At 57.4% G+C, this 13,725-nt stretch carries 12 protein-coding genes; 6 read left to right on the forward strand and 6 right to left on the reverse strand.

Features of this window, described 5'->3' with window-relative positions; all coding sequences use genetic code 11:
• Window positions 1-145 precede the first annotated feature (145 nt).
• Entirely contained in the window at window positions 146-1,324 is a 1,179-nt protein-coding gene (locus HFX_RS17055) for a thiolase family protein (protein ID WP_004061064.1), read from the forward strand.
• A gap of 61 nt (window positions 1,325-1,385) precedes the next feature.
• Here HFX_RS17055 and HFX_RS17060 read toward each other — a convergent pair whose 3' ends face one another.
• Window positions 1,386-2,606, reverse strand: a complete 1,221-nt coding sequence (locus tag HFX_RS17060; protein ID WP_004061063.1) for a DUF6498-containing protein — start codon at window positions 2,604-2,606, stop codon at window positions 1,386-1,388.
• A 166-nt stretch (window positions 2,607-2,772) separates the two neighbouring features.
• On the opposite strand from HFX_RS17060, the gene HFX_RS17065 reads away from it, so the two are divergent.
• Entirely contained in the window at window positions 2,773-3,834 is a 1,062-nt protein-coding gene (locus HFX_RS17065) for a saccharopine dehydrogenase family protein (RefSeq protein ID WP_004061062.1), read from the forward strand.
• 40 nt (window positions 3,835-3,874) lie between these two features.
• On the opposite strand, the gene HFX_RS17070 is transcribed toward HFX_RS17065, so the two are convergent.
• Window positions 3,875-4,291: a PPOX class F420-dependent oxidoreductase gene (locus tag HFX_RS17070; protein WP_004061061.1), complete on the reverse strand. Its 417-nt coding sequence runs from the start codon at window positions 4,289-4,291 to the stop codon at window positions 3,875-3,877.
• A gap of 292 nt (window positions 4,292-4,583) precedes the next feature.
• Between HFX_RS17070 and HFX_RS17075 the strand changes: the two genes are divergently transcribed.
• A complete protein-coding gene (locus tag HFX_RS17075) occupies window positions 4,584-5,039 on the forward strand; it encodes a YbhB/YbcL family Raf kinase inhibitor-like protein (RefSeq protein ID WP_004061060.1) in 456 nt (151 codons plus the stop codon).
• A 438-nt stretch (window positions 5,040-5,477) separates the two neighbouring features.
• Entirely contained in the window at window positions 5,478-8,234 is a 2,757-nt protein-coding gene (locus HFX_RS17080) for a UPF0182 family membrane protein (protein ID WP_004061059.1), read from the forward strand.
• Between the two features lie 235 nt (window positions 8,235-8,469).
• Here HFX_RS17080 and HFX_RS17085 read toward each other — a convergent pair whose 3' ends face one another.
• Window positions 8,470-8,739 carry a hypothetical protein gene (locus HFX_RS17085; RefSeq protein ID WP_004061058.1) on the reverse strand — a complete coding sequence of 90 codons (270 nt, stop codon included), beginning with the start codon at window positions 8,737-8,739 and terminating at the stop codon, window positions 8,470-8,472.
• An 88-nt stretch (window positions 8,740-8,827) separates the two neighbouring features.
• Between HFX_RS17085 and HFX_RS17090 the strand changes: the two genes are divergently transcribed.
• Complete coding sequence (locus tag HFX_RS17090; protein ID WP_004061057.1) at window positions 8,828-9,244, forward strand: hypothetical protein; 417 nt, start codon at window positions 8,828-8,830, stop codon at window positions 9,242-9,244.
• 96 nt (window positions 9,245-9,340) lie between these two features.
• On the opposite strand, the gene HFX_RS17095 is transcribed toward HFX_RS17090, so the two are convergent.
• The gene (locus tag HFX_RS17095) at window positions 9,341-10,360 is read right to left on the reverse strand and encodes a BtrH N-terminal domain-containing protein (RefSeq protein WP_004061056.1); all 1,020 of its coding nucleotides are present in this window, start codon (window positions 10,358-10,360) and stop codon (window positions 9,341-9,343) included.
• A 152-nt stretch (window positions 10,361-10,512) separates the two neighbouring features.
• Between HFX_RS17095 and HFX_RS17100 the strand changes: the two genes are divergently transcribed.
• Window positions 10,513-11,592: an alpha/beta fold hydrolase gene (locus HFX_RS17100; RefSeq protein ID WP_004061055.1), complete on the forward strand. Its 1,080-nt coding sequence runs from the start codon at window positions 10,513-10,515 to the stop codon at window positions 11,590-11,592.
• A 237-nt stretch (window positions 11,593-11,829) separates the two neighbouring features.
• Here the strand turns inward: HFX_RS17100 and HFX_RS17105 are convergent, their stop codons facing one another.
• Both HFX_RS17105 and HFX_RS17110 read right to left on the reverse strand, forming a co-directional pair.
• Window positions 11,830-12,096: a hypothetical protein gene (locus HFX_RS17105; RefSeq protein ID WP_004061054.1), complete on the reverse strand. Its 267-nt coding sequence runs from the start codon at window positions 12,094-12,096 to the stop codon at window positions 11,830-11,832.
• A gap of 1,136 nt (window positions 12,097-13,232) precedes the next feature.
• Window positions 13,233-13,646 carry a hypothetical protein gene (locus HFX_RS17110; RefSeq protein ID WP_004061053.1) on the reverse strand — a complete coding sequence of 138 codons (414 nt, stop codon included), beginning with the start codon at window positions 13,644-13,646 and terminating at the stop codon, window positions 13,233-13,235.
• Between the last annotated feature and the right edge of the window lie 79 nt (window positions 13,647-13,725).

The raw sequence follows: 13,725 nt of genomic DNA on the forward strand, positions 1-13,725 counted from the left end.
AATTATTAATATGTTTATCACCGGACGGAAAGCCTACCCTGTTATGGCCGCGAGTAGCGGTCTCAGCCGAGCAGTCGGACAACTGGTCCGAGAAAGTGAAGATAGGTGGCGAGAAATGAAGTAGTTGGAATTTCAACAAGACTGTATGGCAAATACCGTCCTCATTGATGGTGTCCGGACACCCCACGGAACACTGCTCGGAGCGCTCGCTGATGTTGCGGCTGTTGAACTGGCACGGACGGCAATCGACGGCTTGCTCGACCGAACCAGCGTGCCTGCTGACGAGGTTGAATGGGTTTCGCTCGGCAATGCCATCCAGGCCGGTATTGGGCAGGTCCCAGGGAGACAGGCGGTAGTCGAGTCGACCCTCCCAAACGACACGCAGACCACGACGGTGAACGAGGCCTCCGGGTCTGGAGTCCGTGCCATCACGCTCGCAGCCGACCGGATTAGTGCTGGACGGGCTACGTTCGCCATCGCCGGTGGCTTCGAGTCGATGACGAACGCCCCGTGGATACTTCCCGACTACCGTAAGGGGCGACGATACGGCGACGTCACGATACGTGATTCGATGATTCTCGACTCGTTGTGGGACGTGAACCTCGACGTGCACATGGGTGAGATCGCAGAACGACTCGTCGACCGGCACGACGACACGTACGACCTCTCCCGGGAGGCACAGGACCGCTACGCGCTCGAGAGCCACAAGCGGGCCGCGGCAGCCATCGAGGCTGGTGACTTCGACGAGGAAATCGTCCCCGTGGAGACGCCAGACGGCCGCGTCGAACGTGATGGGGGACCGCGGCCGGATTCGACGATGGACGACCTCGCAAGCCTCCCCAGCGCGTTCCGTGACGACGGAACCGTCACCGCCGCCAACGCCTCGAAACTCTCAGATGGCGCGGGCGTCGTGCTCCTGGCCGCCGACGCCGCTGCTCAGGAGATGGGCGTCGATCCGATGGCCGAACTAGTCGACTACCGCATCGTCTATCGCGACCCCGACGAGTTCAACGAGGCGGTCGGTGACGTCGTCGAGACGGTGCTCACCGAGAACGATCTCACGGTCGACGACATTGGGACCTGCTGGATAAACGAGGCCTTCGCTGCGCAAGCGGTGTACGTCATGGAGCGGGTCGGTATCCCCCGTGAAAAGATGAATCCCCGGGGCGGGGCTATCGCGTTTGGCCACCCTATCGGTGCCTCTGGAGGCATGATTACGGCGGCAATGGCCCACGAACTCCACGCCGAGAATCTGGAATACGGGCTCTCAGGGATGAGTATCGGGGGCGGCGGCGCTATCATGTCGCTCTGGCGTCGTCGCTAACCACCTGCCCGGTAGGAGAGCCACTCGATTTCTGTCGTTCCGAGAAACGACCGGGGCGAGGTCAGGCATCGAGCAACTGCGCGACCGCATCGACATCCGTGAGGTACGCAATCTTGTGGCTCTCACCGTTATACCGGTCAAGGCGGACTGTCCCAAACCAGTCGGGGAGTCTAGAGGCGAGGAACCCGTCGCCAATGGTTACGTCGGATATGTCTTCTCGGGGAATCGACCACTGTGCCTCGCTAGTTAGTGTGTTGTGGGCGACGACAGCGTCGGGATACACACGATAAACGAGGTGCCCGCCCACGATCCATCCGACGGCGAGTTGTGCAAGCACTCGAACGGCGACGACAACCGCGGCACCAGCCACAACGCCGATAGCTGGACCGTGGGGAGTACCGAATAAGTTACTGCCAACCAACATCCCTGTCAGTCCGCCGAGGAGGACGAAAAAAAGCGTAGGCCCGAGGAACGAAGAGAGCACACCGACGAACACCGAGGTGGTGAATTCGGCGCGTTGGTCGGTGTGGAACGCTGCGACTGGTTCACCGTCAGGGACCTCGACCGTAGATTCCTCGCCGGCCGTTTTGTCGATGAACATCGCCGACTGGACGAAGCCGGGGTTTCGGAGTTCGAGGACGTCGTACACGACTTTGGAGCCGACGAGTACGAGTCCGAGTTCGACCCGAGTGACACCGGCCGCCTCGACAACCCCAACGACGAACGGCGCGACGAACGCGAGGATGAACAATAGCGCCAGATGCGTTTTGGAGACACCACCGGTCGCGGAGACTGTCTCGTACTCGCCTGACTGGAACCAGTCAACCAGTTTGAATAGTTGGCTGACGAGAATGGCAAGCACGCCGAGGGCGGCCGACACTGGCAGTACGAACGTCTCGACAACCGGGGTAACGACGCCAGTCAACATGAGCCCCCCAAACGGCCAGAATGCGACAAGCGGGATCAGCGTTAGCAGGGTATACGGGACGTTCTGCGGATACACTGGGGGAAGCCAGCGGGCGGGGCGAAAGCCGCCTCGAACGTCCGCGAGGATTTTGAGCGGAAACGGTGCTCTCGTCCCCGTCGGTCTGTACTCTTTGGAGGGTGGTAACGCGGCAAACAACGATTGGGCGGCTTCCCGGGTGACGGCGACTCCCGCCTCGAACCAGTAAAACAAGAGGACCAAGTGCGGGTCCCAGCTAAATTCGAACACACCCATGAGCAACACCAGGTTCGAGAGTGCCATCACGGACAGTGTCCGTCGGTACTTGTTGACGTCCATCCTGTGAAAGAAACACGAGATATGACGCATGAAAAACTATCGATACGACCGGTGTCTGTTGATTTTCGTCTTGGTTTCGATTTCCGGTGATCGACACCGTTCGTTGTGGAGTTTCTGATACGAAACTACCCCATCGTTAATGTAAATAGAGAATCAAATATCGAGTATGGAGGGAGAGTTGCTCGTCTACGGGTCGTACGGGTACACGGGGTCGCTAATCGCACACAGGGCCGTCGCCGACGACGCATCACCGACGATTGCGGGGCGACGAGCCGAACCACTCGAACAACAAGCGACCGAACTCGGCGTTGACCACCGCGTGTTCAGTCTGGAGCAGCCAGCAATCGTCGAAGACCAACTCGCGGACGTCGACGCCGTGTTGAACTGTGCAGGTCCGTTCGTGACTACTGCAGACCCACTGGTGGACGCCTGTCTCGAAACCGGAACCGACTATCTCGACATCGCCGGACGGGTCCAAATACTCGAAGCCGCTGCCAAGAGAGATGCCGACGCCGAGCAGGCTGGGATTACTGTCCTCCCTGCCGTCGGTTTCGACGCGGTGCCAACGGACTGTCTCGCCGCTATCCTCGCCGAGGAAGTCCCGAACCCCGACCGGCTAACGATGGCGATTGATGGTCTCGGGACCTTCTCTCCGGGAACAGTGAAATCGATTATCAAAAGTCTGGACCGGTCGGGTGCCGTCCGTGAAGACGGAGCGGTTCGGAGCGTTCCGGTCGCGTGGAAGACCCGTACGTTCGACTTCGGCGTTGAAGAGAAAACCGGCGTAACCGTTCCGTGGGGAACGGTCTCGACCGCCTACTATTCGACCGGCATCGAGAACATCGAGACGTATGCGACGGTCCCAGACATCGCGGTCAAAGTGATGCGCCGGATTCGTCCCCTCTCCCCGCTGCTGTCTTCGTCGCTCCTGCAGAGACTTCTCGTATCCGCCGTGGACCGAGTCGTCTCGGGACCGACGCCGGACCAACGCGCCCAGAACACGAACCGAATCTGGGCAGAAGTCACGAACGACGATGGGAGCCGGGCTGTGGCACGGCTTACGACGCCCGATACGTACGAGTTGACAGCGGCGACAGCCGTCGAGTCGGCACGCCGTGTTCTCGCGGGCGACGTCGAACCGGGATTCCAGACGCCGGTTTCGGCGTTCGATTCCGACTACGTAACCGAATTCGACGGCGTAACGCTAAACCGCGAAGAATCCGTCTGAACGCCGCGGTGACTTCGATAGTACTGCCGTCGCAGCCGGGTTAGTCGCTTCGCTCGGGTTCGTCGATAGCTCGTACTTGCACAGGTCGGATACGGACGACTACCCGAGGGTTCGGTTCGTCGTCGAGGTTCGGATACTCCGGCACGTCCATGAACTTCCGGGCGATGTGATGGACGTGTTCGACAGCGCCGTCTTCGGTTACACCGACGACCTCTCCGCTAATCGAGAGGTACCGGTACGGGTCGTCCGGATCGGTTACCGACACCCCAACGTTGGGATTGTTCCGGATGTTGCGTTCTTTTCGCCGCCCGCGCATGGTGTTGAACAGGACGTGTTCGCCGTCGTACTCGGCAAAGACAGGTGTGACGTGTGGCATGCCGTCGGGGAGGACGGTCGCGAGCTGTACGGGTGCACCGCGTTCAAACAGGTCCTGGAACTCCACGGGAATCGACGCCATACCCTAAGATTTCGTGTGCTACGGGTGAAAGGGTTACCCGTTGAAGAGAGATACTTCGTCGGGACAGGTGGTGAGAAGGACTTCAAGGCCTCTCTCGACGGAATTTATGATCAAAAGATATGTGTGTTCGTCACATATGCTGAGACAGCGAGTGATATCCGAATCTCCCACCCGCAGGACGATCGTCACAGTGGTTGCAGCAGCGCTTGCTGGCTGTACCGGAGACGGTGATGGTGATACGCCGACGTCAACGCCGATATCAGATAACTCAACGCTCGGCGACACCACGCCGATGGGGGATTTGCGGCTCACCAGTCCAGCCTTCGAGGATGGCGAAGCGATTCCGCGGAAGTACGGCCACGACGCCCAGAATATCAACCCGCCACTGTCGATTGAGAAGGCTCCACCAGAAACCCAGTCGCTGACGCTTATCATGGACGATCCCGACGCGGTTGACCCTGCCGGTAAGGTCTGGCTTCACTGGATTGTCTGGAATATCCCACCCGCTCGCACAGACATTCCCGAAGCTTGGAAGCCTACAGAAGCCATCGAGGGAACCAACGACTTCGGCAATCGCGACTACGATGGCCCCGCTCCACCTGATGATCGACACACCTATCGATTCAAACTGTACGCTCTCGATACGACCCTCGGCCTCCCACGAACGGCGAACAAACGTACTGTCGAAAAAGCCATGCAGGGCAAGCGGTTGGCACAAACGGTATTAAAAGGGACATACGCACCCTAAGGCCAGTTTGGCAGCTGATGTCAGTACGGAGAATCAGCGTCGGGCTCGTTCCGTGACTGCATACAATTGCTGTCGGTGACAATCTGTGGAATGTGTCCTCTGCATCTCGTCCGCCATCCGTTTGCGTGGCTTCTTCAGGCCTGTCTCGATTATTGTGTCAGTCTCAGCAGATCAGAGTAGCGGTAGAGGACCAGCACCCAATCACAGCTGGGTCGCGTGTTCGGTACGAACGGGAGACAGGTCTGCGCTACGAGGTCGATGCACACCACCCGAGTGGGGAACCTTCCTTCGCTCCACTACACAAAACCGACTGATGATGAGCCGTGATGTCAGTCGCTCACAGTGGTTTCGGATAAGCGTCTGCTTGGTGCGATGCACAAACCAGCCTAACCCAGTGAGCTGGCATGTCCTTTAGTGCGTTACCACCTATAATCTAGTATGTTGGTGAGTCGACGCCCGTGGAAACGACTGCTACTCGGACTAGTTGCAGTTTTCGCCCTGTACGGAATCGTCGCCCTCCCCTCGCTGTACGGCGACTTCCTCTGGTTTGCCGCCTTGGGATACGACTCCGTGTTTCTCACGATTCTCGCGTACTGGACTGTTTTGTTCGTCCTGACCGCGGGAATCAGCTTCCTTGTTCTCTCCACCAACTACCGTATCGCCACACAGAACCTCCGACGAATCGACGCTCCTGCACCGCCGTGGACCTATCGGGCAGGTATCGTCGTCTTCTCCGTTCTCATCGGCCTCATCCACGCGTCGGCGTGGGATACCGTTCTCCGGTTTCTCCATGCCACCCCGTTCGGCGTGGCCGACCCGATCTCCGGACGGGATGTCGCCTTCTACGTCTACACGCTGTCGTTTCTGAACCTTGTCGTGGGGTATCTCCTCCTCGTCGCCGCGGCGGGGACCGTCCTGTCGCTGTCGCTCTACAGCCGTCAGTTCGTCGCCACCGCTGGAACAGTCTCTGACAGCGGGAACTCCTCCGATGTCTGGGCTTACTTATCGTATCTCAGAGAGTACGCCTATGCGCACGTCACGACCAATGTCGGGGTCCTGATGGTCCTGCTGGGTGCCGTGTTCGCCCTTGACCGGTACGAGCTGTTTTTCTCCCCCCGCGGTGCCGTCTTCGGGGTCGGGGCCACCGACCGGACAGTGTTCTTACCCCTCCTCGGACTTCTAACCGTGACCGCTCTCATCGGCGGTCTCGTTGTCCTTGCTAACACGCGGTTTCAGGACGCCCGTGCGGTGTACGTACCCATTGCCCTGCTGGTCGGGTTCTTCCTCGTTGGCAACGCCGCTGGAGCCATCTATCAGGGCTTCGTCGTCGAACCGGACGAACTCAACAAAGAGGAGAAGTACATCAAAAACGAGATCGAGTTTACCAACCGGGCGTACGCACTTGACCGAATCGAAGAGCGTGAGTTCCCCGTCTCCGAGACACTCACCCGGGAACAGATCGACGATAATCGGGGGACCATCGATAACGTGCGGTTGTGGGACCCCAGACCTCTCTTGAAGACGTACAACGAACTCCAAATCTTCCGGACCTACTACCGGTTCACTGACGTCGACATCGACCGGTACGAAGTAGACAACCAGGAGACGCAAGTGATGGTGTCTGCCCGCGAAATCGAATTTCGGGCACTTCCACCCGAGTCGCAGACGTGGGTCAACCGACACCTCGTCTACACCCACGGATTCGGCGTCGCCATGTCCCCCGTCAGCACGGTCACGGCGGACGGCTTACCCGCATTCTACATCAAGGACATCCCGCCGAACTCGTCGGCTGGCATCGAGGTAACTCAGCCACGTATCTATTACGGGGAGACAACGACCGACTACGCAATCGTGAACACGAAAACTCGGGAACTCGATTACCCGAGTGGTGGAAAGAACGTCTATACGTCGTACGACGGCGACGGCGGCACCGTGCTCGACTCGACGCTCCGGGAACTCGTCTATTCGATCAAGTTCATGGACCCTCGAATCGTCCTGTCGGACTCGGTGACTGCGGAGTCTCGATTGCAGTTCAACCGAGATATCCAAACCCGGGCACCAACCATCGCTCCCTTCCTCGAATACGACCGTGACCCGTACGTGGTGGTGTCGAATGGGAAGCTCTACTGGATCTACGATGCCTACACCACGAGCAACAACTATCCCTACTCAGACCGGGTTCGGTTCAGGGGGAAGCGGGTGAATTACGTCCGAAACTCAGTGAAAGTCGTCATCGACGCGCACACTGGCGAGACCACCTACTACGTCGCGGAACCCGACGACCCGCTTATCCAGACCTACCGGAAAGCTTTCCCGGGGTTGTTCGAGGACTTCGAGGAGATGCCTGCTGACCTCCGTCAACACGTGCGGTATCCCGAGGACGCCTTCCGAGTTCAGGCGCAGCAGTACCTCGTCTACCACATGAAGGACCCGCGGGTGTTCTACAACAAAGAGGACTCCTGGCGCATCCCGAACGAGATTGCCCGAGGGGAAGAGATTCCGATGGACCCCTACTACATCATCATGACGTTCCCCGGGGAAGAGGACCCCGAGTTCGTGATGATTCAACCGTACATCCCGGAGGGACGACAGAACATGATTGGCTGGCTTGCCGCTCGGTCCGACCCGCCGAACTACGGGACGCTCAAAGCGTTCCGCTTCTCGAAGCAGCGGTTGACCTTCGGGCCGATGCAGATCGAGTCGCGTATCGACCAAGACGCCGACATCTCCCAACAGATCACTCTCTGGTCGCAGGCTGGGTCGTCAGTCATCCGCGGGAATCTGCTGGCGATTCCGATCGACGACACCATCATCTACATCGAACCGCTCTTTCTCGAATCTCGGGAGCAAGGGTCGCTGCCGGAACTCAAGCGAGTCATTTTGGTCCACGGCGACCGAGTGACGATGCAGCCATCGCTCGACCGGGCGCTGGCGGTCCAAGCTGGGGCAGCCAGACCCGAGGCGGTGAGTCCCGATACCGGCCTGTCACAGGCTGAACTCGAGCGGGCCCAGACGTTGTACGACGAGGCCCAGGCGGCATTGGAGCGTGGCGACTTCGAGACATACGCACAGAAGATCACCGCGCTCGGCGAGTTGCTGGAAGCGTCCGAATCCCAACGAAGCACGCGATCTGAGACACGTTCGATTAGCAGCGTTCGCCCCAATCTCGCCAGTCGTGCGTATCGTGTAGCCTGACTTCGACCTCGATCCCGCACCCGGAACAGTAGAATGCGACCCGCTGATAGCCCGGTTGGAACTCCTCTGTTTCACCGTGGTCGGGACAGGAGACCCGAATCCCTCGTTCTGGCCCGTCAGGTCGCTCGATTTCGTAGAGAGTCATTGTCGTGGTTCGACCGCTTTACACGGGTATACCCGACGTATCTCCTTAACTCAGTGGGTCGCGAGTCTCCACAACGGTATCGTCTCATTTTCACGTGATGCAAAACCTAACGACGAATCTCTCGGTACCCTCGTAGCTGATCTCGCTGATGTCGATTGTAGATGGCTCTTCACCGAGGGCGGCTAACTCATAGATGAGGTCCTCGAAGTAGTCGTAGTCGCAGCACATCCGACAGAACGGACCCTCGAACTCGACAACGAACGTGTCCGCCGCGTAGTCGATTAGTTCGGCCGTCGCCATCGGACTCCGATACTCGTTGTACGTTTCGATGGCTTCGTCGAGGGTGGCAGCAGAGACCATACGGTGTGTCTGAATCTATGACCAGCACGCACTAAAGGTACACTTCGGTGGGGATACGCTCTTTGGCGACCCGCACGTGAACTCCCATATGGCCTGGGATCCGAAGTCCGATATCGGTGAGCAACCGATACCCGTGCCGACACCAGACGAGCTCGTTGTGCACCTTCGAGAGGCGGGCGCGAAGTGTGTCTATCTCTCTCGGGAGAGGGCTTTCCGCGAGGGCACGGTTCCCATCACCGTCACCTATGAATTCTCCCGTGAAGAAACGGAAGACGACACAGGGTCAGAGATGGTACATGAGATGTTGACGAGCGTATTCGACGCATTCGGCGATCAGATCTGGTTTCACGATCGGAAGTGGTTCCTCGACTGGAGCGTCGAGCCCGCGTTCACGGAGCCAGAACTGGACCTCATCCCCCTCTATGACCGTCGCGTCGAACGGAAACACGGCGACGGGTTCAATCTCTGGAATCTACGCTTTGTCTACGAAGCGTATCGAGAATGACTGCTCGTCCGGCGCGAAACGTTTGAGCTCCCGAATCGCCTCTCACTCATTGCTGTCGCCTCACTCATTGCTGTCACCTCACTCATTGCTGTCGCCTCACACACTGCTATCGCTGCGTCCCAGTTCGTCGGCGATTTCTTCGAACACTGCCTCTTCCCGGTCTGCAATGTCGCCGATGAGGGTCGCGGCCTCCGCGAAGCGTGCCGGTTGCGGCTCGTCTTCCGCGATAATATCGTCAAGGAGCGTCTTGACGTTCCGCCACTCCTCACCGACGCTGGCCATTCGGTCAGCGAGGTCGTGGGCGAGTCCGGTCCGCTGTCCTAACTCTTCGAGCGCTTCGGCGTAGAGCACACGGAAAGCGGCCCCTTCACCGTGTTCGTCGATGCTTTGTCGAGCAGCCCGTACCGGTCGGACTGGTTCGGGCAGCTCCGGCCATGTTCCGAGATAGTCTGCGAACGAGCGTAGCGCCGGGATGCCTTCCTCACCCGGCCCCCGTGCGTCTCGCTTTATCTGAAGTGGGTCGAGTATATACGTCGCGGCTTGCCGAAGGCCGGCAGCGGCCGCATCGGTTCCGTCTGCTGTGATTCTTGCACGGGTCACGACGAGATATTCGTTGTCCAGCGGCACAAATCGGTCAGCGGACCAGGCATCCTCGAGTGTCGAGCGCGACACCTCCGTTTGTTCCTCCATCGCTCCATCCGAGAGCTGTACCGTCTCATCGTCGTATCCAGTCATCACTGCGACGTGGGGTGGCAGATGGGGGAAGTCATCAGGGAGATAGTCCAGGGAAGCCGGGTCGAGGAACAGTATAATCGGGTCGTCCGCGTCTACACGAGCGGTCGTCTCCTCCCAGGCTGTCTCGAAGTCATCGCCTGCTTTGGACAAGTGAGAGATACCGAGTCGCTCGAAGAAGGCCCGTTCCAGCCAAGTCGGACTGGTCCGGAACGTAACCCAGGACTCCTCGGGGTGCTCGTAGAGGACGAACGCTGGACCTCCACCGATACCGAAACAACTTGCCTCGCTGTAGTTCCACCCGTAATACTCAGTGACGTTCCTGAGCGCCGCTGCTCCACAGTGGACTCCAGATTGATGGTCGTACCCCTCGATGAGCTCCATACGAAATGTACGTTCGATGGATAGTTAACTCCACCTGAGACGGGGGACTCAGCGAAGCAGTTCGGACTCGGTTCCGTTCACACTCCAGACGAATTTCACTGAGTTTGGTACGGGTCCTCAACATATTCAACCGATGCCTGCCTCTAGCTGGTATGTTCCCTAACCTCGTCGGTAGCTGGCGCACTCTCCCGGTGTTCGGTGTAAAGACAGCCCTCGAACGTCACTCCAGAAACCACGAGACGACAACGCCTCTCGAACCGACTCCCAGCGATGTCGTCTACACTGAAAATAAACTCGAACTCCGGCACTACCAGCCACGACCTGAGGTGCAGCAGAACGTCCCGATTTTGCTCGTGTATGCGATTATCAACCGCCCATCAATCCTCGATTTTCAGCCCGACCGAAGCGTCGTCCAACAGTTTCTCGACCAGGGGTTCGATGTCTTTCTCCTCGACTGGGGTGCCCCCTCCGTTCTGGATGCCCATCTCGGATTAGAGGATTTCGTAACTCGGTATCTCGCCAACTGCGTCGATGTCGTCACCGAACGAACTGAGGCGGACGCGCTCCATCTATTTGGCTACTGTACCGGCGCGACACTGGCCGCAATCTTCGCGGCATTATATCCGCAACTGGTCCGTACGCTCGGGATGCTTGCGCCGGTGCTGAATTTTGATGTCGATGGGGGCATCTTCGACCTCTGGGGGCGTGAAGAAAGCTACAATCCTCAACATCTGGTCGATACCTTCGGAAACGCTCCCGGCGAATGGCTCGCGATGGAATTTTCGCTCGTCGACCCGGTCGAATACCACCTCGCCCGCTATCTCAGCCTCTACGAGCATATTGCCGATGAGGAGTTCCTGTCACGGTTCTTGCGTAGGCTTCAGTGGGGTTTTGACACCGTTGACGTCGCAGGCGAGCTGTACACTGAATTCCTTGTGGACCTCTATCGCGAGAACAGGCTGATGAAGGGAACACTCTCGGTAGGAGGGGAAACTATTGACCTCGAAACCCTAGAGATGCCCATACTGGACATCATCGGGATGGACGACCAATTTATCCCGGCTGAGGCTAGCCTCCCCTTTATCGAGGCAGTCCCCAGTACAGATACGACGGTGATCGAGTACCCGGCCGATCACGTCGGGTTGTCGACCGGTGAAGGGGCTCATACAGACCTCTGGCCCCGCGTCTGCGAGTGGTTCGCAGCACGGTCAGAGGCGTCACCAAACGGATAATCGCAGCAACAACGAGACCAGTGAAGTATAGTAGCGTTTGCAAGTCAGTGCACATTCGACCGAACGTTGTCGTGCGATCGGATGTGTACCCAGTTGCAAACGCTACTATGGCTTCGTCCCCCGTCGAAGTCGAGCGCGCAGTCAGGCGAGTTCTGCACAGGTACAGAGAACCATCGCGTGTGATTTCTTGGCTTAGGACGGAGCCGTGACTCGGAGTAGTTAAAATATAGGGGAAGATTACGCGGCGATGTGATACTCGTCGCCATCGCACTCGACGAGACCGTTCTTTTCCAGTGTCTGGAGCAGTGGGTACAGCGTGATAGTCTTCATCCCGAGTGACGCACGGAGTTCGGAGATGTCACCGCCGTTGGCGGCGTCGAGGTAGAGGTAAACCAACTTCGTCCCCGACGATTCGAGGGCGGACGGGATAGCGAAGTTGCTGATGGTAATCGGCATCTCAGTACGGTTCTGTTCTGGGTTGGTGTCTAGGGCTTGCATGTTCATGTTGTATTTGTCCGGCAGGGGATTCACAGCAAAGGCACATCAGAGTGGGTCCAATGACCCACACAGCAGGGACCGTCATTCGTTTCCCCCTCGACCGTTAACAGGAACATCTCTCTAAGAGTATATATTGATTGCCTATTACGAAACTCAAATAATATAAGGTAGTATAATTCCGTGCGTCACTCTCCACGTCAAACCCACTCTACCGCCACAAGGGAGAAGCACAGACGAGTGAGTCTGTTCCACTGTAATCGCACATGAGTGATTCCCCACTGATCTCGACACCCGGTAGCTCCGAACTCGACGGGACAACCATCAGAACGAACGTGCGAGCCACCACCGCCTCGGAGTGGGGTGGCATGGTCGCCGTTGCTGTCGGGTGGTCACCCGCGCGTGGATGTAGGTGTTTAGGACGAGAGCTCATCTCTTAATTGATTATTTCGTCTGAGTGTCAGAATATGCGTGAAATACGTTGTTCTGAGACGGTGCCTCCACTTACAAAAGACAAATCGACCGCGTCATCAGACTTTCAGTGGGAAAACGAAGTTACTTGAGGCGTTGTATTACATGCATAGTGATGTAATTGTAAACTCTTGTTTCTAAGATGAATATAATTAGTAATCTGACGTAATGAGATTCGACATAACCTACATCGAATACTCAAAAACTCTGAGAGCAGTGCTATCCGCCGTGCCAAGGATCTCTTTGAGCAACACCTCAAGTGTAGTCAAGATCTTAAAAAGATTCGAGCGTAGCGACTCTGTTGAAATCCCCCTGGGTTAATACATCCGATGCGAAACTAGCCTCCCAACAAACGCAAGGCTGTGAGTGAGTTTCAACAGACCCGTCCGCGCTAGAAAAAGACACTCTGTGACACCCACTGACCTACGCACGACGTTTAGCTTGAAGTACTCCCACCCCACCACACTCGAAGAAACCGAATTTCGAGGAGTATCGTGAAATCGCTTGACTGGCCAAGTGAATTACCTGTTCTACAAACTGGAGCAGCTTCGTTTCACAGATTTTTGATGCCAGTTTCCAAAACCTTGGCCCACTAGCTCTCTTCAGTACAGTTCTCCGTGATTAGTATAACGTCTCCACACCTTCAGTGAGCGCTCAAAAACTACGGCAGGGGATTAGGATGGGTCAGTCCCGGCAACCCTACTGAGGTCATTAATCACCACGACACTCGCTAGTATGAGCCCAAGAACTGACGCTGGAAATACACTGAGGAGCGGATTGGCACGATCAATGTATGGTCCAATGACAGCGTAGGTACTGGCGAGAACCGTGATCACTGAGACGATGAAAATCACCTGAGTATGCCAGTTTGGTCTTTCAGTAGTCGCAAGCCGAGATACCACCAGAATTGCCAAGAGTCCTATTGGAAGAGCTAACGTCCAAACCCCAACCCCTGCCAGCTCTATAACAGGTGGCCACGGGACATCCGGACCGAGTGCAACGAACGAGAATCCCATTGCCAGGATCGCTGCAGAGAGGATGATCTCTACACCTCTGCCATACTCGTGATATTGAGACTCAGAATTCATGTGGTATAGGAAACACTTCGGGACGATTCAACAACTATCTTCTGGAACATAAGGTGGGACGGGCCACAAAAAGTTCCGA

Origin of the sequence: Haloferax mediterranei ATCC 33500 (assembly GCF_000306765.2) — an archaeon.
Classification (GTDB): domain Archaea; phylum Halobacteriota; class Halobacteria; order Halobacteriales; family Haloferacaceae; genus Haloferax; species Haloferax mediterranei.